This window comes from Mesorhizobium yinganensis (assembly GCF_040081985.1).
In the GTDB taxonomy this organism is placed as follows: domain Bacteria; phylum Pseudomonadota; class Alphaproteobacteria; order Rhizobiales; family Rhizobiaceae; genus Kumtagia; species Kumtagia yinganensis.
On record NZ_JBEBMH010000028.1, the window covers coordinates 21,707 to 43,509 of the forward strand.

Genomic DNA, 21,803 nt, shown 5'->3' on the forward strand with positions numbered 1-21,803 from the left:
ATCATCTTGTGATTTCAAGCGAAGTCCTCGGAACAGGCCGAAATCGCCGCTTATGCTATGCAGAACGCCCCTGCCGCGCGATCGTTGCTGCGATGCACAAATTGATGTGCAGTATGGAGGTACTGCGTGTCCGACGGCCAACCGATGCTCCTTGACGACGGGACCAGCTTTTCGAGTGACAGGCCGACCGGCTCGGCCTGTCGCTGTTGCAAGCTAACCGTTCGAAGAAACTACATCGACCAAAGGACCGATAGGGGTGCCGCCTGTAGTTTCTCGCCGAATGGCGTGACGCGGTCATGATCGTGCAAGACAAGTCCGCGCACGAACCGATCGCCGACCGCGTCCTGCAACTGGCGCAGTCCCCGGAAGTCCTGCGGTCGTACCGTTGCCGAGGCTTTCACCTCGATGCCGACGATGCGGCCGCGACGGTCCTCGACCACCACGTCAACCTCATCTTGGTCCTTGGTCCTGTAGTGCGAGAGCGAGACCCGTCGCTCCGACCACGACGCCAGCTTCAGAAGCTCGGAGACAACGAAGCTCTCGAGCAAAGCCCCGAACCGGGAGCGATCCTTTTTGAGCGCCTCTTCCTCGTCCTCGCGCAATGTCGCAAGGAGCCCGCTGTCTAGGAAGTGCAGCTTTGGCGTCTTGATGAGGCGGCTCAACCGGTTGCTCGACCACGGGACCAAGGTCTTCACAAGAAAGAGCCGCTCGAGGATCGCCACATATTTCTGTGCCGTGACGCTCGACAGACCGAGAGCTGCGCCGAAACTGGAATGATTGACCAGTTGCCCCGCATGTTCGGCGAGGACTTCCAGCAAACGAGGCAATCGATCGAGTTGGTCGATGTTGGCGATGTCGCGAACATCCCGATCGAGGATCTGGGTCACATAGTCTTCCAACCAGGCAGTACGACGCGCGGAAGTCGACCTGCGTAGAGCTTCCGGGTAGCCGCCTCGCAGGACAATCGTGAGCAATTCGTCACCGAATAACGCGTTTCCATCCACCGCGGGTTCCTCACCTGCGAACAGGCGATCCAGAAGACGTCCTGGCGTGGCGTGGATTTCCGATTGGGCGAAGGGCAGGAGGGAGATCGTCGCCATTCTGCCGGCAAGGGAGTCTGCAACCGCAGGGACAGCGGCGATGTTGGCGGAGCCGGTCAGGAGGAACCTGCCCGGTGCATCGTCCCGATCGACACTCTCCTTGATCGCCAGCATGAGTTCTGGCACGCGCTGGACTTCATCGATGACGGCCTGTTCGATCCCTCTGATGAAACCGATAGGATCGGCGCGGGCAGCGCTCAATGCGCCAGCGTCATCGAGCGTGATGTAAGGTCGATCGGCTCCGGAGAATTGTCGGGCGAGTGTCGTCTTTCCCGCCTGCCGCGGGCCGGTGATCAGGACAACGCGCGTGTCGGCGAGCGCGGTCTCGACGAGCGGACGGACCTTGCGATCGATGAAAGCACGCGACGATGTCGAATTGGCCATGCGTCCATCTTTAACTCATATTCCGACCAATTTAAAGTGAACAGGCGACTGATTCTAAGGAAGATCAAAGGAAAAGACGCGTTTGCTAGCGCAAGGCTCGGCTGCAAACCAAAACCTACTGGTCGCATAGGGAGGAGCAACGTGCGAATTTTTATCCATCGAGAACACGGCGCGATGCGAACCGCCCCCTTAGCTCGGGGCGGATCTAACCAAAACGCAATACCGTCATTTTTCTTCGGTTGGAGCCGCCGTCTAATCATAGAAGTTTTTCTTTTATATCAACTAATTACGGGTTGACAGTTCTGGGTCCGTTGCCTGTTGATGATGTATTGCAGCGAGCGCTGCTGGACCGAGAGTTTGAGTGCGTACAGAAAAATCAGTGACTTATCAGTGAGTTGGTCCTATCGATAGATGATGCAGCACACGACATGAATGCCGCGTCTAGCGACCCCAAATTCCTCAACCATAGGCCATAGTTAGATTTGACGGTAAAAACGACGGTGTTTTCGATTTTGATCATGAAAAAAAATGTTGTATATCAATAACTAAGATGCCTCGTTGATGATCGAGTGGGAATGATATTGGCCCATCCGAACGCACTTTAGGCTGCGGTTGGCCCTGGATCGTCGCCGTCGTCGGATAAATTCAGGCTGTGGATGGCGAGCCGCCGATCAGGTGCGAGTGCTCCTGGAATGACCCGCAACGAGGCTCGTCTCATCTCGGGTGTGGCCCGTCCGGCGATGGCATCCTTCTCGCGCCGGGCGGCCTCGGGTTGATAGAGCACCTGCTCAAGCAGGATGAGTTTATCCGTACCCTCATCGTTGGGGACGCCGATTGCCTGTCCTTCCGACAGCCCGAGCAACGCCAGGCCTCGGATGGTCGTGATCGGCAGAAACAGTCCCGTTGGCGCGTTCATTCGATCATGCGACAGGATGCGGCTGTCTGGGGCGCCAGCGTCGACGGAGAAAGAAATCCGGCTGCTCAGCGTCGCCACGTACGGCGGGATGTCGTCGCGGAAAACCACTGTCGCCGCTTGGAGCTTGCGGCGCAGCAGCGCAGTCATGGCATCGGTCGGCGCAAGGCCGCGGTCGAACATGACCTCCAGAATCGTGAAGTCCTTTGTGGTGAGAATGAAGGAATCGTGCGGCATCGCAAATCTCCATCGCCCGCGGCGCAAGCGGATCGGTTCGTGACAAAGGTGGGAAGCCCCTGGCCGCGATGCGGCACAGGGGGTCACGATCCTGCGATGAGACAGCCTCCGAAGAGGGCGAGCCGCGACATCGGCATCAAGAGGCCTGCCGCATTTCCTTCCGTGCCACCGCCGGGCCAACGCTTTCGACCGTCAGCCGGTGAATGCGGCCATCGCGCGCCGTCCAGTCGATCGATTGCCCTTGCGAAAGGCCGATGAGCGCGACGCCGATCGGGGTGAGCACCGAGACGCGTCCAAACTCGATATCCGCCTCCGCCGGATAGACGAGCGTCACGTTGCGATCCTCGCCGGTATCGGTCGTGTAGCGCAGCGTCGAGCCCATTCGCACCATACCCTCCGGGGGATGGGCGGCATCGACGATCCTGGCGCGGTCCAGTTCAAAGAGGAGTTCCTCGGACACGGCGGGGTTGCTGTCGGCGATCGCTCCGGCGAGCCGCGTCAGCGCATCATGGTCGGAGCGGAGAATGGTGATCGGAGGCTTGCGCCGCTTGTCGTTCTGATTTGCCATGGGAACCTCATAGCCATGCGCTCGCACGCAGCGGGCGCAGCATCTTGCGGTTGGTTGGAATGTGATTGCCGCTGTCGGTCGGATTGACGACCCCGATAACGATCCGCCCCTCGGCCGGACCGCGACGCGCCCAGGCCGGGGGTCAGTCGCCCGCGATGGGGCAGACCCTGGTCAGAAGCAGAAGGTGGCAGCCGGTGCTGTTCATGGCATCAAACGTGGCCACTCCAGCCGCGAAAGTCAATACGGACGGCTTGCCCCCCCGGATGCCGCCGATCGCGCAGCGAACCAGGCAGTGCGGGGTTCGGTTCCACTTTCGGTTCCAGGGACAGTCATGCCGTCCAAGAATCGCGCGAACGCAGCGCGGTTTGAAGGAGCGTCGAATGGACGGGCTTCTGCACGTCTCCCTCAGAAGTCACAAGGCGCGTCCTCAGCCAGCAGCCCCTTCGCCTTCAGGTCGGACCATAGCTCCGGCGGAATGGTTTGCTTGAAACTTTCGACGTTCTGGCGGACCTGGTCCGGATGGATGGCGCCGGGAATGACAGCGGCGACCGATTTGTGCCCGAGCGGGAATTGCAGGGCGGCCGCCGCCAGCGGCACGTTGTGCGCCTTGCAGACGGCCTCGATCTTGGCGACGCGCTGCATGATTTCCGGCGTCGCGTCTGCATAGTTGTATTTCGCGCCTTCGACCGCGCCGGTCGCCAAAATCCCCGAATTGTAGACGCCGCCGATGACGATACCGACATTGCGCCGCTCGCAATAGGGCAGCTCGGCCTTCAGCGTCTCCTGTTCCAGCAGCGTATAGCGCAGCGCGACGAGGAAGAAGTCGAGATCGAGCATGTCGAGGAAGCGCGGCATCATGCCGAGCTCGTTGATGCCGGCACCGATGCCGCCAACGAGTTTGTGCGACCGCAACTGGTCCAGCGCCCGCCAGCCGGAGGTGTAGAGCTGCGCGAGATAGGCGGAGACGTTGGCCTCCGTCTTGTGAAACCAGAAATCGAGGTCGTGGATGATCAGAAGGTCGATGCGGTTCATGCCGAGCCGCATCTGCGACTGCTCGTAGGCGCGCATGATGCCGTCATAGGAGTAGTCGTGGACATGCGCGAAACGCAGGCCGCCCACCCAGCCCGGCGCCCGGAAATTGTCGGGGTCGGCCGGCGGATAGAACCAACGGCCGACCTTGGTGGACAGTACGAACTCGCCGCGCGGCTTGTTGTCGAGCAGCCGGCCGTTGCGCATTTCGCTGAGACCGCTGCCGTAATAGGGCGCGGTGTCGAAGTAGCGGATGCCGGCGTCCCACGCCGCCGCGAGCGTGGCAGCCGCGGTCGCCTCGTCGACTCGGACGAACAGTTCGCCGAGCCCCGCGCCGCCGAAACCGAGTTGCGTGACCGACACGCCCGATTTGCCGAGGACGCGCTTTTGCGTGGGTTCCATCAAAAGGTCTCCGTTTCTGTGGCCGTCAGGAGCGGCGCGAAATGCGGCGCTGCAAGGCTTCGAGCAGCACGGCGGCGAGGATGATCGCTCCGGTCGCAAAACCCTGCCAGAAAATCTCGATGCGCGCCAAATTCAGGAAATTGCGGGTCAGCGCGATGATGACGACGCCGATCACGGTGCGCAGCACGCGCCCCTGGCCGCCGGACAGGCTGGTGCCGCCGATGACGACGGCGGCGATGACCTCGAACTCCAGGCCCTCGCCGGTATTGGGCGAGACGGCGCCGAGCCGCGAGATGCTGACCAGCCCGCCGAGCGAGGCGGTGAAGCCGACGATCATCAGGCAGATGATTTTCACCCGGTCGGCGCGTATGCCGGAGAGCATGGCGACGGTGCGGTTCGAGCCGACCGCGTAGACGCGCTTGCCGAACGAGGTGCGCTCCATCAGGAACCACGCCGCCGCGTAGACGACGACCGCCACCCACACGATGTTCTGCACGGGCAGCCAGACGAACAGATCGCCAAGCGAGCCGGACTCCAGCAGCCCGCTGAAATTGAAAGGCAGCGGAATCTGCACCCAGCGGCCCTGGCCAAAAGCCCGGATGACATTGGGAATGTCGGGTATCGGCTGGCCCTGGGTGACAACCAGGGTGAGGCTGCGCGCCATCATCAGCGTGCCCAGCGTGACGATGAAGGACGGGATCAGTGCCTTGGTGACGATCAGGCCGGCGAAGAACCCGATCACCGGACCGATGAGCAGCGGAACCGTCAGCCCCAGCACGATGATCCACCAGACCTGATCGTCCGCCGTCGGCACCGGAAACCAGCGCACCATCAGCCAGCCGGCGACCGCCGCCGACAGGCCGACCACCGAGCCGACACCGACGTCGAACTCGCCGGCGATCATCACGATCGTCATGCCGGCCGCGACGATCAGCATCACCGTCATCTGGCCGAGCAGATTGCCGATGTTGACGGGCGACAGGAAACGGTCGTTGGCGATCTGCATGAGGATGATCAGCGCCAAAAGCACGCCCAGCGCCTGGATCAGGCTGTAGGAGCGTTTCAGCCGGCTCATCAGCCGGCTCGGTTCGAGCGCCGGCGGAGGGGAGGTGACGCTCGTCATGCTGGAACCGCCAGTTCTTCTCCGCAGGCCGCGGCGTGCAGGATGGATTCGCGCCGGATCGCCGCGCCCGTAAGTTCCGTGACCAGTTGGCCGCGGAACATCACCAGCACCCGGTCGCACAGCGTCACCAGTTCTTCCAGTTCGGTGGTGATCAGCACGATGCCGACGCCGGCGGCTGCGATCTCGTCGATGATGGCCCTGATTTCCGCCTTGGCGCCGACATCGATGCCGATGGTCGGGTCCTCCATGACGAACACCTTCGGCCGGGTCTCCAGCCATTTGGCGAACAGCACCTTCTGCTGGTTGCCGCCGGAAAGCTGCGAGGCAAGCGCCTCGGGACCGGGCGCGCGGATGTGCAGCCGCGTAATGTTGCGCGTCGTCGCCTCGGTCATCGCCGAGCCGTCGAGGCGTCCCGCCGCGCCGGTGAAACGCGACAGGATCGGCAGGCAGATGTTCTCTTTCAGGGTGAAATCGAGAAGCAGGCCCTCGCGCCGGCGGTCGCCGGTGATCAGGGCAAGTCCCGCCTTCAGCGATGCCGCCGGGTCGCGCGGCGGGACCGTTTTTCCGTCGAGGATGACACGCCCGCCGAGCCGGCCGCTTGCGTCGGCGCCAAAAATCGCCTTGGCAAGTTCGCCGAGCCCAGAACCGGCCAGCCCGGTTACGCCCAGCACCTCGCCGTGTCCAAGCTCGAAGCTGATCGCGTCGAGTCGGCCGGGGATGCTCAAATCCTCGACGCGCATCAGCGGACTGGATTCTTTCGCCCGGGACGGTGTCGCTTCCGCGCGCCGATGCGTCTCGACGTGCCGTCCGACCATGGCCGTCACAACCTGGGCCAGATTGGTTTCCGCCACCGGGCCGTCGGCCACCACTTCGCCGTCGCGCATGACGGTGAGGTCGTCGCAGACGGCGAATATCTCGTTGAGATAATGCGAGATCAGCACAACCCCGACGCCGCTTTCGGCGAGGCGGCGGATCAGACGAAGCGCGACCTGCACCTCGGATTCGGTGAGCGAGGATGTCGGTTCGTCGAGGATCAGGATTTTCGGATCGAGCGACACGCCCTTGACGATCTGCACCATCTTCTTGAGGTCGTTGGGCAGTTCCGAGACGACCGCGTCGGGCTCGACGTCGATCTCGTAGAGGCGCAGCAGTTGCGACACTTTTTCGGCCATCGCGCGTCGCCGGATGATGCCAAAACCGTAGGTCGGCTCGTTGTTCAGCAGCAGGTTTTCCGCCACCGTCATCGTCTGGACGAGGTTGATGTCCTGGTGGACGGTGACGATACGGCGGGCGAGCGCGTCGTCGGCGCCCGAAAAATGCATCGGAGCGCCTTCGAGTTCGAACGTCCCGGCGTCCGGCGCGTAGACGCCTGCGATGATCTTGACCAGCGTCGACTTGCCGGCACCGTTCTCGCCGACGAGACCGCGCACGCGGCCCGCGGCGATCGCGAAATCGACGCCGCGCAACGCCCTGACGGCGGCGAAACTCTTCACCAGCCCGCGGCAGCGCAACAACTCGGTCGCCGGCAGATGCGCTCCAGAGGCTCGAAGTTCGGCTCGGTCGGTCGATGCTTGCACGGCTTGGTCCGGAGTCTTTGGCACAAGCGGCCGGAACCCTCGCGGATTCCGGCCGGCATGGCGTGGCGTTATTTTCCGGTCACCTGGGGATCTTCGGCGAACTCGGCCGCGTTGTCCTTCGTCAGCAGTTTTGTGCCGAGACCGACGTCGTGCGGAACCTCGCCGCCGCCGAGCTTGGTCAGCACGATGTTCATGCCTTCGTAGCCCATCTTGTAGGGGTCCTGCACGACCAGCGCGTCGATCTTGCCGTCCTGCACCATCTTGTAGGAGACCGGATCGAGGTCGAAGCCGATCAGCTTGACTTCGCCCGCTTTCTTGGCCTGCTCCAGCGCCTGATAGGCACCCTGGATGACGAGCTGGTTGAAGGCGAAAGCGCCCTTCACGTCGGGTTCGGAGACGAGCAGGTCCTCCATCGACTGCCGTCCAGCGTCGAGCGTCAGGAACGCCACCGGCTGCTCCGGCAGGACCTCGAGACCAAGTTCCTTGGCGCGTTCCTCAAAACCTCTCTGCCGCGTCTGGCCGTTGTCGTTGGTCGGCGCATGGTCGAGCGTCACCACCTTCGATCCCTTGGGAAGCAGCGTCGCCATGTAGTCGGCTGCCTGCTGCCCGCCCTTGTAGTTGTCGGTGATGATCAGGCTTTCATATTTGCCCGAACGGATGCCGATGTCGGTGATCACTACCGGGATATTCTGGGCATTGAAGGTGTTCTTGATCGGCTCGGCCACCATCACGCTGTCGCCGGGGAAGATCAGCACGCCGTCGATGCCCTGCGCGTTCAGATCCTCGAGGTCGGATACCTGCTTGGCCTTGTCCGTATCGCCGCCATTGGTGACGATGAGGTCGACATTGACGCCCTTGGCCTTCCACTCCTCGGCCGATTTCTTGGCGCCGTTCACCATCGTCACGAGGAACGGATTGGTGCCCCAGAACACGGAATAGCCGATCTTGTAGTCCTCCGCCGAAGCGGCTGATGTGGCCAACGCCACCGCGAGAGCGGCAGACGCGGCCCATTTGAGCATGCGCATGAAAACTCCTCCCTGTTGGCCTGCAAGATCCCGCCGAAATCGGTCGGGCCGGTATTATTCGAGCTCGGAGCCAAGTCCTCCCGACTTTGATGGCTCGCTCGTACCTCCCAGAATGCACGGCTTGTGAAATGATATCGTTTCAATAAATGTTGTCAACCGAACATTGGACACTCGGGTCGATGAAGTGTTTCGTTATAATAAGTAATTGAAATTAATAAGAAGATTTCGCTTTCTAGGCTATTTCAGGGGTTTGGATCGTTTCCAACATGATCGGCCTTTTTTCGGCGCGCCGACGCTTGTGGATGGACGTCATTCGCGAAGCGCTATTCGGGAAGGCGGCGCGCCAACATGGAACGCGAAAAGGCTTCCGGTCCAACCGACCGGCGCGCGATATGACGATGTGATCGGGGTCGCCGCGGCCGCGTGGATCTCTACCGGCTTGCCGACAAGTCGAGGAACGGCACGCCAAGCAATTCCGGCAAGACGTCGATGCCGAGGCCGAAACCGTCCGGAATGCCCATTCGGCTCCCGTTTACAGGCGGCGCGTTCGACGCGGTCCGCACTGTCACCCATTCATGGAAGGCGATGGCGTGCAGGCGCCGCTCCTCCGGCGTCGACAGCGAAAGATGCGCCATCGCCGCCGTGTCGATCTCGGCGCCGCCCGTATCCTCGACCGTGACCATCAGGCCGAGATCGACCGCGAGGTCGCGCAACTGCCGCGTGCGCGACACGCCGCCCAGCCGGGAGATTTTCAGCGTGACGCCGTCGGCCGCGCCGGTGCGCTGGATTTCCAGCAGGTCTTGCAGCGACTGCACGGACTCGTCCAGCACCATGGGTTTGGCAAATATGCGCCTGACCGAGAGACATTCTTCGATCGTCCCGCAGGGCTGTTCGAACGCATAGTCGATCTGCCGTGTCGCATCGGCGAACTGCCGCGCCTGGAAAGGTGTCCAGCCCGCGTTCGCGTCGCAGAAGATCACTGTTCCCACCGGCACCGCCGCCGCGACCGCCACGACCCGTTCGATATCGCCGTGAACATCGCCGCCGACCTTCACCTGGATGCGCCTGAAGCCGTCGGCGATGATCCGTCTCGCATGGTCGGCCATCGATGCGGCCGTGCCATGCGTGACCACCTTGTAGAGTTCGGCGGTGTCGCTCTCGCGCCCGCCGAGCATGGTCACCAGCGGCATCCCGGCGCTACGCGCCGCGAGGTCGCAGCAGGCCATGTCGAGCGCCGACTTCACATAGGGGTGGCCCTTGAACACCGTATCCATCAGCCGGCCGATCTGCGCCAGGGCGCGCGGGTCCTGACCCAGCAGATGCGGCGCGATTTCCGCCACGCCGGCCTCGGCGCCGGCCGCGAAGGCGGCGGAATAGAACGTTCCGAGCGGCGCCATCTCGCCCCAGCCGGTGACGCCGTCGTCGGATGTGATCGACACGATGACGGAATCGAAAGAGTCCGCGTGCCGCCCCTTCGACATCCGGTAAGGCCCGGCGACGAAAGGCTGCAGCATACGCCAGGCATTGATCGCACTGATCTTCATCGGCGCGCCGTCTCCGTTCGTTCTCTGCAATCGGTCAAACTGCTTCTAGCGGGAAACAGCAAGGGCCGATAGGCGATGAAGGATCGGTCGGCGCGGAGTTTCGAGGCCTCAGCAGACCGAGTGTGCCGTTAGGCTCCGGGAGCGGGGCCGAGCATGGGCGGCCGCGGCACGATGGGCACCTCGAATGCGGAAGCACGTTCATATGCCCCCAAGAACTGCGGCGAAAGCGCCGCTGTGGTGACGCCTAACCCCGGCTGCTCTTCTATATCCTTGCCGTCCATCCCGATCTTCGTTAATCGCCGGTGGTCAATTTTCATCTCGCGGGCATTGCGAAGAGACCTCTGGGGGCGGGGCATTGAGTACCGGCGAAATCGCCAGAGAGCCAAACGCGGATGCTGAGTGGCCGGCGCAGAAATCGACATATAGCTTCCCCCGCCGCAACGACCGCACCTTTGAACGGATCGTTTCCATTTTGGCGGCTGGTAATTCGAACCGGTTGAAGTTGCTCTCGTTCGGATGCTCCAAGGGCATCGAGCCGTTGGACCTCAAGCGGCTTGCGCCTTCCGCCGAGGTTTACGGATGCGACGTGGATGCCGACGCTTTGGAGATCGCGCGCGGAGAGTGCGCGGAAGCCGGAATCCATATTTTCGAAAGTTCCCGCGATGCCATTCTGCGCCTCGGCCCTTTCGATGCGATCGTCGCGATGAATGTTCTTGTCGATTGGCCGGCGATCCACACGCGCGACAGGATCGACCACATCTACCCGTTCAGGCGGTTCAATGATTCCGTTTCGACAATGTTCGATGCGCTGACCGTCGGCGGCTATATGGCGATTTATAACACCTGTTATCTCGTCGAGCAGACGACTGTCGCCGGCAAGCTGCATCCCGTCCATCACACGATGCCGAGACGAAACGGATGGCTCGACAAATATGACCGTTTCGGCCAGCGGATCGCGGTCGCCGTAGACGCCAAGGGCACGCCAATCGACAAGGATTGGCGGAAATACATGAACGGCAATTCCTATTACCCCAAGGTGCTGGAATGCAAATTCCTGCCCAAGGATACGCCCGCGGATTGCAAGACCATCATTTGGCAGAAACTCACCGACTGAACCAAGTGTTCAAGGTAACCGCCACGCGGCGGATCAATCGCGTACGGCGTTCATCCATTCTCGCCCGGCCAAGCCGTTTCTCACCTATGAATGGGATCGATCCACAGCACCTCCTCGGGCGCCTCCATCGGTTCGATGTCGAGATTGACGACTACCGGGTCCTGGCCTGAGCGAACCAACACACATTCCAGCGTTTCGTCGCGGCTGGCGTTGATCTCCTGGTGCGGCACATAGGGCGGCACGAAGATGAAGTCGCCGGGGCCGGCCTCCGCGACATATTCAAGGTTCTCACCCCAGCGCATACGCGCCTTGCCCTTTACGACATAGATGATGCTTTCGAGGTCGCCATGGTGATGGGCGCCGGTCTTGGCGTTGGCGTGGATGGTCACCGTGCCGGCCCAGATCTTTTCGGCACCCGCCCGTGCCTTGCTGATCGCCGTGGCGCGGTTCATGCCGGGCGTCTGCGCCGTGTTGGGGTCGAGCGAGTTGCCGGGGATGACCTTCACCCCGTGCTCGCGCCAGTCGACCGGAGCATGGCTTTGCTCGTGTTCATGCTCGTGGTCGTGATGATGGCCGTGGTGGCTGTGATCTTTGCTCACGTTCGTCTCACCTATTTCCAGTTCAGGCGGCGGCGCGCTCTGAAATCTCCCGCACGGTCGCGATGATATCGCCGGGTTCTGTGCGCACAAGCCAGTCCGGGCTGACATCGGCGAACCGCACCGTGCCCGTCCGGTCGATGACGATCGCCGCGGGCATCGGCAGTTCCCAGGTTCCGGTTCCGGTGACCTCGCCGATCGGGCTGCCGCTCTCGATCGAAGCCCGGCGCGACGGTTCGTCGAAGGAATAGAGGATGCCGAAGCGGCGCGCCAATTGATTGTCGGTGTCGGTCGCGATCAGGAAATCCAGATTGTGGCGCTCCTTGATGTGCCGCAGCCTGTCGGGAACCTGCGGGCTGACGCCGACCAACGTCGACCTGAGCCGCCGCAACTCGGGGGCGAGATACTGGTCGTAATAGGGCAGGGCGATGTTGCAGGCCGGACAGCCGGCGAAGCGGAAGAAGATCAGGACTAGCGGCCCGTTTTTGAGGATTGCCTCAAGCGACAGCGGCCCGGCATCCACTTCCGTCAGGTCGAACGACTCGATGTGGTCGCCGGCTTTGACGAAGGCCGAACGGTCGGCGGTTTCGACGAGCCGCCGCCGCTGGTCGACATTGATCTTCAACTTGTCGGCCGGCATCGTCTCCGCCCGCTTGGCCTGGAAGTCGGCGAGGATCTGGTTGAGCGATTGCGCGCTTGCCATCGGTTTCTCCATGTTGGGATTTTGCCGCCGAAACGGATTGAACGATGGCCCAGCCATCGCATCTACAAAAGGATAGGGTTGCAGGGTCGCAGCGCGAGGCAAGAAATTGCGTACGGGATTTCGCTGCGAAACGATTTGTCTAAAGAGGCAGCTCGAATGACTGCTCCCGCGTCGGGATGGTCCTGACGCCAGGCAATCAACGGCTCTGGAGATCGGAGTCCCCGCGGGGACGAACCGCGATCTCGCAGCCGATCCCGGTTGGGTCATATTGGTCCGGCAGGTCGGGACCGCCGCCAGCCCGAAATGCCTGAACGTGCCATTGCGGCAAGCTCGCGAAGGGGCTGCGTCAGCGCAAAGCGGCTTTCCACCTATTCCTTTCGGGTTAAGATCATGAAATCGCTTGGTCTTCCGGACTTGCCGCAGCGCCCGGCGCCCGGTTGTGCAAGACCTCCTCCGCTGCGCCGGCGGCCGGAAGGCGACGGCGCACCGTTTCCATGGATAGCTGCGCACCAAGCACGATTTTCTAACCGGCCGCCGACATTCGAAACGTTCACGGCTACAGATCAATAAATTCTATAAATATTATAGACATTAAAGCGCCGTGAGGTCGAAACGAGCGGCGTAAAGTGCCTTTTTGTCTCGAAAGCCGTTTAATTTCAATGAGGAAGGGATCTGCATGCTTGGTTTGAAACCGGTTGGAGCGTGCTCTCCCAGAGCCGGAGAAATGCCGATATGACGGTCACTCCGCTGCGTCCGAGAGCAACGCTTTCCGTCCGCACTGCCGGGGAAATCGCTGCCGATCTGGCCAGAACTTTCGCCGAAACCGCTGGCGAATACGACGAGAGCGCCGCCTTTCCGCACGAGAACATCTTTCGCTTGCATGAGGCAGGCCTCATCGGCCTGACGGCGCCCGCCGAGTTCGGCGGCGGCGGCGCCGGCTTGGGCGAAGCCACGGACGTCATTCGCGAAGTCGCCCGCGGCGAGCCGTCGACCGCGCTCATATTGATCATGCAATACATCAATCTCGCCACGCTGCCCAAGGGCCGCTGGCCCGAGCATCTGGTGCGAAAAGTCATCGGCGACGCGGTGGAAAACGGTGCTCTTATCAATGCTTTCCGTGTCGAGCCTGAATTGGGAACGCCGGTGCGCGGCGGCCTACCGGCCACCACGGCGCGGCGCACCGCCGACGGCTGGTCGATCAGCGGCCGGAAGATCTATTCGACCGGGGCGGAAGGCCTGAGCTGGGCTATCGTCTGGGCGCGGACCGACGAGGCGGAGCCGCGCGTCGGCGCCTTCCTGGTCCCGGCCAATGCGCCCGGTCTGCGCATCGAAAAGACCTGGAACCCGCTCGGCATGCGCGCCACCGGCAGCCACGACGTAGTTCTGGAGGATGTCCGCATTCCCTTCGACCATGCCGCCGATATTCGCCTTCCATCCGAATGGGATACGCGCGGCGAAGGGCAGGCGGCATGGTTCGGCACGCTGCCCGGCGCGCTTTACACCGGCGTAGCGGAAGCGGCGCGCGACTGGCTGGTGCGTTTCCTGAAGGAGCGCGTGCCGACCAATCTCGGCGCGCCGCTGGCCACGGTTCCCCGCATCCAGCAGGCGGTCGGCGAGATCGAGGAGCTTATCGCCGTCAACCGCCGGCTGATTGCTTCGGCGGCGCGCGACGTCGACGAAGGCCGTCCCTTCAGCCTGTCCGAAGCCGGGCTGATCAAGGTCGTCACCACCGAAAACGCCATCGCCGCGGTCGAGAAGGCGCTGAAGTTGACCGGCAATCACGGCATTTCCCGCAACAACCCGCTCGAGCGCCACCACCGCGACGTGCTGTGCGGGCGCATCCACAGCCCGCAGGAAGACACGGTTCGGCTTTCCGCCGGCAAGCTCGCCCTCGGCCTCTGACCAGCAAAGACGGAGTTCCCATGCCAGTCGAATTCATCGGTTACATCGGCAATCACAACGCGTCCGAGACGCTCCCTCGCAGCGGCCCGGTCATCGACCGCGACCATATCGCGGCGGCGGCGGCCATCCATGAGAATGGCCGTTTCGACCGCGTGCTGCTCGCGTTCCATTCGACCTCGCCGGAGAGCATCCTGGTCGCGCAGCATGTGACGCAGCGCACGAGGCACCTGAAGCTGATGATCGCCCACCGGCCGGGATTTACGGCGCCGACACTCGCCGCGCGGCAACTGGCGACACTCGATCACCTGAGCGACGGGCGCATCGCTGTCCACATCATCACCGGCGGCAACGACCAGGAACTGGCGCAGGACGGCGATCATCTCACCAAGGACGAACGCTACGCCCGCACCAGCGAATATCTCGACATCGTCCGCCAGGAATGGACAAGCGCAAAACCCTTCGATTACGAGGGCAAATATTACCGCGTCGCCGGCGCCTTCTCTGAGGTCAAGCCGCAGGGTCCAGACGGAATCCCGATCTATTTCGGCGGCTCGTCGGACGCAGCACTCGCGGTAGCCGGAAAGCATGCCGACATCTATGCGCTGTGGGGCGAGACCTATGCGCAGGTCGCCGAAACGATCCGCCGCATCCGCTCTGCATCGGCTCCCTATGGCCGCTCGCCGCGCTTCAGCCTGTCGTTGAGGCCGATCCTTGCCGATACCGAGGAGGCAGCCTGGGCCAAGGCCGGCCGCATCCTCGAACGCGCGAAGGCTCTGCGGGCCAGTGGCGAAAGGCTGATCAAGGGCAACAGCCCGACCCACCAGCCGGCCAACGAGGGTTCGCGCCGCTTGCTGGCGGCCGCCGCGCAAGGAAAACGCCTCGACAAGCGGCTTTGGACCGAGATCGCCGCGCTCACCGGAGCGTCGGGCAATTCCACCTCGCTGGTCGGCACGCCGGACCAGGTCGCCGACGCCATGCTCGACTACTATGGGCTTGGCGTCAGCACCTTCCTGATCCGCGGCTTCGATCCGCTGGAGGACGCCTTCCACTACGGCCGAGACCTCATCCCGCGTGTCCGCGCCCTCGTCGCTGAGCGGGAAGCAGCCGCCTTGCGGGTGCAGGCAGCGGAATAGGCGCATTTTGCGCGGCGCCGGGAACGGCACGCGCGGTCCGATCAATCCGACAAGTCAGACGACCAGACAAGCCAAGCGCAGGAGAAACGACGATGACCTGGAAGACTTTCGCATCGCCACGCGGCAACGCATTCATCGGCGGTCTCGACCGCCGCTCGTTCCTGAAGACGGTGGGCGCGCTCGGCCTTGCCGCGCCGCTGGGCGCGGTCTCCGCCAGCAGCCTCTTCGCGCAGGCCGCCGAACCCGCCGCAGAGCTGAAGAAGGTGAAATTCGCCACCAACGCCACCGCCATTTGCCTGGCGCCGGTGTTCGTGGCCCAGCAGCACGGCATTTTCACGAAATACGGGTTGGAGGTGGAACTGGTGAATTTCGGCGCCTCGACCGAGGCGCTGCTGGAAGCCATCGCCACCGGCAAGGCGGATGGCGGCGTCGGCATGGCCCTGCGCTGGCTGAAGGCCCTGGAGCAGGGCTTTGACGTCAAGATCACCGCCGGCACGCATGGCGGCTGCTCCCGTCTGGTCGCGCTAAAATCGGCCGGCATCGCCAATCTCACCGAGCTCAAGGGCAAGACGATCGGCATTTCCGACCTCGCCAGCCCCGGCAAGAATTTCTTCTCCATCCTGCTGCACAAGGAAGGTATCGATCCGGTCGCCGACGTCGAATGGCGGCAATATCCCGGCGAGTTGCTGCAGCTGGCGGCCGAAAAGGGCGAGATCCACGCCATCGCCGACGGCGATCCAAAAGCCTATTTCTGGCTGCAGGACCCCAAATACATCCAGATCGCCTCCAACCTCGATCACGGCTTCGAGAACCGCGTCTGCTGCATCGTCGGCCTGCGCGGCAGCCTGATCCGCGACGATCTGCCGACCGCCTCCGCGCTGACCCGCGCCCTTCTCGAAGCGCAGGATCTTACCGTCGCCAAGCCGAAACTCGCTGCCGAAGCCTTCCTGCCACAGGCGCCGAAGGACAAGACGGTCGCCGATTTTGTCGGCGTGCTGAAGGACCAGACGCACGGCCACAACCCGACCGGCGCCGACCTGCGCACGGAGATCGCGCTCTATGCGCAGGAACTGCGCGACGTTCAGGTGTTCAAGCATTCGACCGATCCGCAGCAGTTTGCCGACCGCGTCTATGCGGACGTGCTGACGGCGTAAGGAGGCTGATATGGCATCGATCGACCCGGCGCTCCCCGAGCGCGCCCATGGTTCCTTCCGGACATCCGCATGGAACTGGACCGCTGTCTGGCCACTCGGCCTCCTGGCTGCCGCCGGGTGGATCGGCGTCGCCGCGCTGATCGAGCTGTGGCCGGAAACCATCCCCCAGCCCTATGGCCGCGAACTGGCCGGCATAGCGCTGGCGATCGCCGCCGTGCTGGTCGTGGTGGTGGCCACGGGGCGGCTGTTTGGCGCCGCCGCCGACACGGTCCGCTATTACGGTCCGTGGTTCATCGCGGCGGCAGCACTTCTCGCCGTCTGGGAGGTCGTGACGGCCAAGACCGGCTGGCTGCCGGTGCCGTTCTTCTCCTCGCCGCAGAGCATCCTGGAGGTGTTTCTGGACGATTGGGACCGGCTGGGCATCAGCATCGGGTATTCCGTGCTGCTGCTCGCCAAGGGTTATCTCATCGGTGCGCTGGCGGGGGTCCTGACCGGCGTCACCATCGGCTGGTCGCAGGCGGCGAGCTACTGGGTGCATCCGGTCCTGCGCCTGATCGGTCCGCTGCCGGCGACGGCCTGGCTACCGCTCGCCTTCTTCATCTTCCCGACCAGCGGTTCGGCGAGCGTCTTCCTGATCGCGCTCGCCACAGCCTTCCCGGTAACGATCCTGACCTGGTCCGGCATCGCCAGCGTCAACCGCGACTATTACGACATCGCCAGGACGCTCGGCGCGAAACCCGCCTTCCTCATCCTGAAGGTGGCGATACCGGCGGCGCTGCCGCATGTTTTCGTCGGCCTGTTCATGGGCCTGGGCACCTCGTTTGCCGTGCTGGTTGTGGCCGAGATGCTGGGCGTCAAGGCGGGTCTCGGCTGGTACCTGCAATGGGCGCAGGGCTGGGCCGCCTACAACAACATGTATGCCGCGCTGCTGGTCATGGCGCTGATGTGCTCAAGTCTGATCACCATCCTGTTCCGCCTCCGCGACTGGACGCTCTCCTGGCAGAAAGGCCTCGTCAGATGGTAGCGCTCGCCTTGCAACCGGTCCCTGACGCGACCGTCGCCGGCCAGCAGATCGACCTGGAAAACGTCTCGCACCAGTTTGAGCTGAAGGGCGCGCCTCTGCCCGTGCTCGACAATGTCAGCTTCTCGGTGGAGCCGGGTTCCTTCGTGGCCCTGCTCGGACCCTCGGGTTGCGGCAAGTCGACCTTGCTGAGGCTGCTCGCCGGCCTCGACCACCCGACCGCCGGCGCGGTCAAGGTCGATGGAGAACCGGTCGGCGATCCCGATCCGTCGCGCATCCTCGTCTTCCAGGATCCGACGCTGTTCCCGTGGCGCACCGTCTGGGACAATGTGGCGCTCGGCCTGGAGGCGCAGGGCATTTTGAGAAACGCCCGCCACCGCGTTGACAATGCGGTGCGGCTGGTCGGTCTTTCCGGCTTCGAAAAGGCCTATCCGCACCAGCTCTCCGGCGGCATGGCGCAGCGCGTGGCCCTTGCCCGCGCCCTTGTCAACGAGCCGAGGCTGCTGCTGCTCGACGAGCCGCTTGGAAAGCTGGATTCGCTGACCCGTCTCACCATGCAGGGCGAGATCGTGAAACTGTGGCAGGAGGCGGGGCTCACCGCGCTTCTGGTCACCCACGATGTCGAGGAGGCGCTGTTCCTCACCCAGCGCGTGCTGGTGTTCGGACCGCGCCCGGCGCGCATCGTCGCCGATATCGCCGTGGACCTGCCCTATCCCCGCCATCGCGGCGACCCGAGGCTCGCCGAACTGCGCCGCGAGGCGCTCGGCCATCTCGGCCTGGCCGCCACCTGGTAGTTCTCCCACCAAAGGAATTGTCGATGACCAAACCCTATACGAAACTCTGGCGGATATTGCTCGCCGCGGCCGCCGCCGGCCTCACGCAGCCGGCGGCGGCGCACATCACCTTCGAGGCCAAGGAGGTCAAGGCCGGCGCCACGGCGAAATTCGTGCTGCGTGTGCCGCATGGCTGCGCCGGCTCGCCGACGACGGCGGTCCGCATCTCGATTCCCGAGCAGCTCAGCGACGCAAAACCGCAGCCAAAACCCGGCTGGACGCTCGACATTCTTCGCGCCGACGCCGAGACGACCGGATCGACAGAAGCCGGGCACGACGCCCATGCGGGTGCCCATGGCGCGGCGATCAACGAGATTTCCTGGTCGGGCGGCAGGCTGGAAGACGCTTATTATGACGAGTTCGTCTTCCGCGCCAAGGTCGACGCCTCGGCGAAAGGCAGCGACCTGTTCATTCCGATCGTCCAGCAATGCGAGACCGGTGTGGAACGTTGGATAGAAGTGCCGGTATCCGGCGGATCGTCCGACGATCTGAAGTTCCCGGCGCCTTCGGTAAAGGTCGTTCCCTGAAGTGGATTTGCCCCTAGGGCTCCGCATGCACCGTAATTTCTTGAAAAGCCTGGCGGCGGCGATCCTCTTCGCCGCCGCTCTGTTTGTCGGGGCGGCGGGGCAGGCGCTTGCCCATGCGCAACTGATCAGCGCCGATCCCGCCGACGGGACCGTGCTTGAGACGGCGCCCGAGCGGTTGATATTGACGTTCTCGGAGCCCGCCCGTCCGCTCGTGGCGCGGCTGATTCATCCCGGCGGACGGACCGATGTCCTGAAGGACATCGGCCAGAAGGGCTCCGTCATCACGCTGACCCTGCCGGGCGGCCTGGAAAGCGGTACGTATTTCCTATCGTGGCGCATCGCTTCGTCCGATGGCCATCCGATCGGTGGCGGCTTGCTGTTCTCGGTCGGCGCACCGAGCGCGGTCGCGCCGGCGGCGGTCGTGCAACCCGACCCGGCGGTGCGGATCGGGTTGTGGGTGGCGCGCTTCGCATTGCTCGCCGGCCTGATCTTCGGCGTCGGCGGCACAGCATTTTTCGCGCTGATCGGCCGCTCCGATCCGGCGCCGGGTGCGCGCGCAGTGAGAGGTGCGCTGCTGGCCGGCCTGCTGGCCGCGCCGGTATTCGTCGGCTTCCAAGGCCTCGACGCGCTGGGTGCGCCGTTTTTCGAACTGGTGACCGCCGAAGTCTGGAAGACCGGCCTCTTTGGGACCAGTTATGGACGCTCGACGCTACTGGCGGCCATGGCGATCTGCATTGCTTGTGCCGCCGGTCAGGCGGGCTACCGCTCCCGCCTCGGAATCCCGCTTGCCGTCGCGGCAACGCTCCTGGTCGGTGTGGCGGTCGCCAGCGCGGGACATGCCTCGACCGCGCCGCCGCGATATCTCACGGCGTCCGCCGTGTTCCTCCATGCGATCACCGCCGTACTGTGGATCGGCGCTCTGGTTCCCTTAGGGGCCATACTTGTCCGCGGCCGCCCAGATTTGCCGATCGTGCTGAGACGGTTCTCCCGCGTCATTCCGGCGGTCGTGGCGGTGCTCGCGCTGTCCGGCCTGTTGCTGGCGGCCGTGCAGGTGCAGACCATTCCCGCGCTCTGGAATACCGACTATGGCCGCGTGCTGGTGGCCAAGCTCGCCTTGATCGCGGCGCTCTTGCTGCTCGCCGCGCTCAACCGTTTTTTCCTGACCGCTCCCGCAGCCGTTGGCGACGCCCGCGCGACACGGCGGCTGGCACGTAGCGTCGGTGCCGAGATCGTCGTTGCGACTGCTGTCATCGCGGTGCTCGGCCTGTGGCGTTTTACGCCGCCTCCGCGCGCCATCGCGACAAACCCAGCTTTGTTCGAGGTCCAGCAAGTCCGCGCCGAGAAAGATGGCGTCAGCGCCGTCCTGTCGATCCATCCACCAATTGCCGGTCCGGTCAGGGTCGAGATAGCAGACCTGTTCCTCGACGGAGAACCGTTCGCGCCGGTCAGCGTCATCATTGATCTCGACAAGCCGTCCTACGGCATCGGCCCGTTCACCCGCGAAGCCTCGAAGGCAAGCGACGGGACCTATCGTGCCGACGGTTTCATCCTGCCCCTGGACGGGTTCTGGATCGTTCGTGTCACCGTGCTCGTGTCGGATTTTCGGTCGGTCACGCTGATGGATGTCTTCGATGTCCGGAAGGCGCTGTGACCGGTTGGCCGCCGTTTTTTGGCTGCATTCAGGGAGGCATTTCCAATACCAAGTATCTCAAAGCCTTTGCTGCGCGCGCTGACCGATTATGCTTGTGCCCGGAACCGGCGCGAGCGTTCTGCTCGTTCGCCCCGTCATCCCAACCGGTGTTACGACTTTCGGCGCCATCTGGGACAGGATTGCCCCGCCGCCGGCCGGAGAGACACGCGGCGCCCCAGTCCTCATCATAGGCGTCTCGCCGCACGTCTGCCGATTCCGATCTCACATGCCCCAGCGCAGCGCCGCCGTGTGGACCGGCGCGTCCCACAGGCGGGCCGCCTCGTCGTCCAGCATCGACATTGTGATCGAGCAGCCGGCCATGTCGAGCGAGGTCACGTAGGAGCCGACAAGCGAGCGGGCGATCGTGATGCCGCGCTTTTCGAACTGCCGGCGCGCGCTGTTGTACATCAGATAGAGTTCCATCGACGGCGTGCCGCCGAAACCGTTGACGAAAAGCAGCGCGTTGCCCTTGGCGGCTGCGCCGAGATCGTCGGCAATGGCCGCGCAGATTTCTTCGGCGATGGCGTCGGCGGATGCGAGTTTCGCGCGGCGGCGGCCGGGTTCGCCGTGGATGCCCACACCAAACTCCATCTCGTCGTCGCCGATCTCGAAATTCGGCTTGCCGGCGGCGGGCACGGTGCAGGAAGTCAGCGCCACGCCCATCGAGCGCGTCTGCCGGTTGACCCGGTCGCCAAGCTCCTTGAGGTCCTTCAGCGCACGGCCTTCTTCGGCCGCCGCGCCGACGATTTTTTCGACGACAAGCGTGCCAGCGACGCCGCGCCGTCCGGTCGTATAGAGTGAATCCTCTACGGCAACATCGTCATTGGTGATGACCTGCATGACGCCTTCCGACATTTCCGCTGCCATGTCGAAATTCATGACGTCGCCTTCGTAGTTCTTGACGATGAACAGACAGCCTGCGCCGGTGTTTACTTCCGCCGCCGCCTCCATCATCTGGTCGGGTGTCGGCGAGGTGAAAACCTGGCCGGGGCAGGCGGCGTCGAGCATGCCGAACCCGACCAGCCCGCCATGCAGCGGTTCGTGGCCCGATCCGCCGCCCGAGATCAGCGCCACTTTTCCGGGCTTGAGCGCCTTGCGCCGGACGAACTTATGGCCACCGCCGAGCGCCAGGATGTCGGAATGTGCTGCTGCAAAACCGTCGAGGCTTTCGCTGAGCACGGTGTCGACCGAATTTATGAGCTTCTTCATTGTCCTCCTCCCATTTCTT

Annotated in this window: 19 protein-coding genes; 8 read left to right on the top strand and 11 right to left on the bottom strand. The window is 63.6% G+C overall.

Annotation, left to right across the window (positions count from 1 at the left end):
- Positions 1–230: 230 nt before the first annotated feature.
- From ABMA59_RS30120 to ABMA59_RS30155, 8 genes are all read right to left on the bottom strand, one after another.
- A complete protein-coding gene (locus ABMA59_RS30120; protein WP_349009073.1) occupies positions 231–1,484 on the bottom strand; it encodes an ATP-binding protein in 1,254 nt (417 codons plus the stop codon).
- A 601-nt stretch (positions 1,485–2,085) separates the two neighbouring features.
- Positions 2,086–2,634: a GreA/GreB family elongation factor gene (locus tag ABMA59_RS30125; RefSeq protein WP_349009074.1), complete on the bottom strand. Its 549-nt coding sequence runs from the start codon at positions 2,632–2,634 to the stop codon at positions 2,086–2,088.
- Positions 2,635–2,770: 136 nt separating this feature from the next.
- Complete coding sequence (gene rnk / locus ABMA59_RS30130) at positions 2,771–3,202, bottom strand: nucleoside diphosphate kinase regulator (RefSeq protein ID WP_349009075.1); 432 nt, start codon at positions 3,200–3,202, stop codon at positions 2,771–2,773.
- 405 nt (positions 3,203–3,607) lie between these two features.
- Complete coding sequence (locus ABMA59_RS30135; protein WP_349009076.1) at positions 3,608–4,633, bottom strand: aldo/keto reductase; 1,026 nt, start codon at positions 4,631–4,633, stop codon at positions 3,608–3,610.
- 25 nt (positions 4,634–4,658) lie between these two features.
- The gene (locus ABMA59_RS30140; protein WP_349009077.1) at positions 4,659–5,756 is read right to left on the bottom strand and encodes an ABC transporter permease; all 1,098 of its coding nucleotides are present in this window, start codon (positions 5,754–5,756) and stop codon (positions 4,659–4,661) included.
- Positions 5,753–7,333 (bottom strand): sugar ABC transporter ATP-binding protein, encoded by a 1,581-nt coding sequence (locus ABMA59_RS30145; RefSeq protein ID WP_349009078.1) that lies wholly within the window; start codon positions 7,331–7,333, stop codon positions 5,753–5,755. Before ABMA59_RS30145 ends, ABMA59_RS30140 begins: the two co-directional genes overlap by 4 nt.
- 68 nt (positions 7,334–7,401) lie before the next feature.
- Complete coding sequence (locus ABMA59_RS30150) at positions 7,402–8,358, bottom strand: substrate-binding domain-containing protein (protein WP_349009079.1); 957 nt, start codon at positions 8,356–8,358, stop codon at positions 7,402–7,404.
- Positions 8,359–8,789: 431 nt separating this feature from the next.
- The gene (locus ABMA59_RS30155) at positions 8,790–9,902 is read right to left on the bottom strand and encodes a mandelate racemase/muconate lactonizing enzyme family protein (protein WP_349009080.1); all 1,113 of its coding nucleotides are present in this window, start codon (positions 9,900–9,902) and stop codon (positions 8,790–8,792) included.
- A 355-nt stretch (positions 9,903–10,257) separates the two neighbouring features.
- On the opposite strand from ABMA59_RS30155, the gene ABMA59_RS30160 reads away from it, so the two are divergent.
- Positions 10,258–11,016 (top strand): class I SAM-dependent methyltransferase, encoded by a 759-nt coding sequence (locus ABMA59_RS30160; RefSeq protein ID WP_349009081.1) that lies wholly within the window; start codon positions 10,258–10,260, stop codon positions 11,014–11,016.
- Positions 11,017–11,096: 80 nt separating this feature from the next.
- Here the strand turns inward: ABMA59_RS30160 and ABMA59_RS30165 are convergent, their stop codons facing one another.
- Positions 11,097–11,615, bottom strand: coding sequence for a cupin domain-containing protein (locus ABMA59_RS30165; protein ID WP_425476002.1), 519 nt, complete (start codon positions 11,613–11,615; stop codon positions 11,097–11,099).
- 22 nt (positions 11,616–11,637) lie between these two features.
- Positions 11,638–12,315, bottom strand: coding sequence for a peroxiredoxin-like family protein (locus ABMA59_RS30170; protein WP_349009082.1), 678 nt, complete (start codon positions 12,313–12,315; stop codon positions 11,638–11,640).
- Between the two features lie 732 nt (positions 12,316–13,047).
- On the opposite strand from ABMA59_RS30170, the gene ABMA59_RS30175 reads away from it, so the two are divergent.
- The 7 genes from ABMA59_RS30175 (at position 13,048) to ABMA59_RS30205 (ending at position 20,536) form a co-directional block, all read left to right on the top strand.
- The gene (locus ABMA59_RS30175) at positions 13,048–14,217 is read left to right on the top strand and encodes an acyl-CoA dehydrogenase family protein (RefSeq protein ID WP_349009083.1); all 1,170 of its coding nucleotides are present in this window, start codon (positions 13,048–13,050) and stop codon (positions 14,215–14,217) included.
- Positions 14,218–14,237: 20 nt separating this feature from the next.
- Positions 14,238–15,350 carry an LLM class flavin-dependent oxidoreductase gene (locus tag ABMA59_RS30180; protein WP_349009084.1) on the top strand — a complete coding sequence of 371 codons (1,113 nt, stop codon included), beginning with the start codon at positions 14,238–14,240 and terminating at the stop codon, positions 15,348–15,350.
- A gap of 92 nt (positions 15,351–15,442) precedes the next feature.
- A complete protein-coding gene (locus tag ABMA59_RS30185; RefSeq protein WP_349009085.1) occupies positions 15,443–16,504 on the top strand; it encodes an ABC transporter substrate-binding protein in 1,062 nt (353 codons plus the stop codon).
- 10 nt (positions 16,505–16,514) lie between these two features.
- A complete protein-coding gene (locus ABMA59_RS30190) occupies positions 16,515–17,528 on the top strand; it encodes an ABC transporter permease (protein ID WP_349009086.1) in 1,014 nt (337 codons plus the stop codon).
- On the top strand, positions 17,522–18,319 hold the full coding sequence (locus ABMA59_RS30195) for an ABC transporter ATP-binding protein (protein WP_349009087.1): 798 nt from the start codon (positions 17,522–17,524) through the stop codon (positions 18,317–18,319). Before ABMA59_RS30190 ends, ABMA59_RS30195 begins: the two co-directional genes overlap by 7 nt.
- A 23-nt stretch (positions 18,320–18,342) precedes the next feature.
- On the top strand, positions 18,343–18,885 hold the full coding sequence (locus tag ABMA59_RS30200; RefSeq protein WP_349009088.1) for a YcnI family copper-binding membrane protein: 543 nt from the start codon (positions 18,343–18,345) through the stop codon (positions 18,883–18,885).
- 25 nt (positions 18,886–18,910) lie between these two features.
- Positions 18,911–20,536, top strand: a complete 1,626-nt coding sequence (locus tag ABMA59_RS30205) for a copper resistance CopC/CopD family protein (RefSeq protein ID WP_349009089.1) — start codon at positions 18,911–18,913, stop codon at positions 20,534–20,536.
- A gap of 261 nt (positions 20,537–20,797) precedes the next feature.
- On the opposite strand, the gene dhaK is transcribed toward ABMA59_RS30205, so the two are convergent.
- Complete coding sequence (gene dhaK / locus ABMA59_RS30210; RefSeq protein ID WP_349009090.1) at positions 20,798–21,784, bottom strand: dihydroxyacetone kinase subunit DhaK; 987 nt, start codon at positions 21,782–21,784, stop codon at positions 20,798–20,800.
- Positions 21,785–21,803 lie beyond the last annotated feature (19 nt).

Excerpts from the sequence above, each read along its gene's own strand:
- ABMA59_RS30120 (WP_349009073.1), bottom strand. The coding sequence starts at position 1,484 with ATGGCCAATTCGACATCGTCGCGTGCTTTCATCGATCGCAAGGTCCGT.
- ABMA59_RS30125 (WP_349009074.1), bottom strand. The coding sequence starts at position 2,634 with ATGCCGCACGATTCCTTCATTCTCACCACAAAGGACTTCACGATTCTG.
- rnk (WP_349009075.1), bottom strand. The coding sequence starts at position 3,202 with ATGGCAAATCAGAACGACAAGCGGCGCAAGCCTCCGATCACCATTCTC.
- ABMA59_RS30135 (WP_349009076.1), bottom strand. The coding sequence starts at position 4,633 with ATGGAACCCACGCAAAAGCGCGTCCTCGGCAAATCGGGCGTGTCGGTC.
- ABMA59_RS30140 (WP_349009077.1), bottom strand. The coding sequence starts at position 5,756 with ATGACGAGCGTCACCTCCCCTCCGCCGGCGCTCGAACCGAGCCGGCTG.
- ABMA59_RS30150 (WP_349009079.1), bottom strand. The coding sequence starts at position 8,358 with ATGCGCATGCTCAAATGGGCCGCGTCTGCCGCTCTCGCGGTGGCGTTG.
- ABMA59_RS30155 (WP_349009080.1), bottom strand. The coding sequence starts at position 9,902 with ATGAAGATCAGTGCGATCAATGCCTGGCGTATGCTGCAGCCTTTCGTC.
- ABMA59_RS30170 (WP_349009082.1), bottom strand. The coding sequence starts at position 12,315 with ATGGCAAGCGCGCAATCGCTCAACCAGATCCTCGCCGACTTCCAGGCC.
- ABMA59_RS30175 (WP_349009083.1), top strand. The coding sequence starts at position 13,048 with ATGACGGTCACTCCGCTGCGTCCGAGAGCAACGCTTTCCGTCCGCACT.
- ABMA59_RS30180 (WP_349009084.1), top strand. The coding sequence starts at position 14,238 with ATGCCAGTCGAATTCATCGGTTACATCGGCAATCACAACGCGTCCGAG.
- ABMA59_RS30185 (WP_349009085.1), top strand. The coding sequence starts at position 15,443 with ATGACCTGGAAGACTTTCGCATCGCCACGCGGCAACGCATTCATCGGC.
- ABMA59_RS30190 (WP_349009086.1), top strand. The coding sequence starts at position 16,515 with ATGGCATCGATCGACCCGGCGCTCCCCGAGCGCGCCCATGGTTCCTTC.
- ABMA59_RS30195 (WP_349009087.1), top strand. The coding sequence starts at position 17,522 with ATGGTAGCGCTCGCCTTGCAACCGGTCCCTGACGCGACCGTCGCCGGC.
- ABMA59_RS30200 (WP_349009088.1), top strand. The coding sequence starts at position 18,343 with ATGACCAAACCCTATACGAAACTCTGGCGGATATTGCTCGCCGCGGCC.
- ABMA59_RS30205 (WP_349009089.1), top strand. The coding sequence starts at position 18,911 with ATGCACCGTAATTTCTTGAAAAGCCTGGCGGCGGCGATCCTCTTCGCC.
- dhaK (WP_349009090.1), bottom strand. The coding sequence starts at position 21,784 with ATGAAGAAGCTCATAAATTCGGTCGACACCGTGCTCAGCGAAAGCCTC.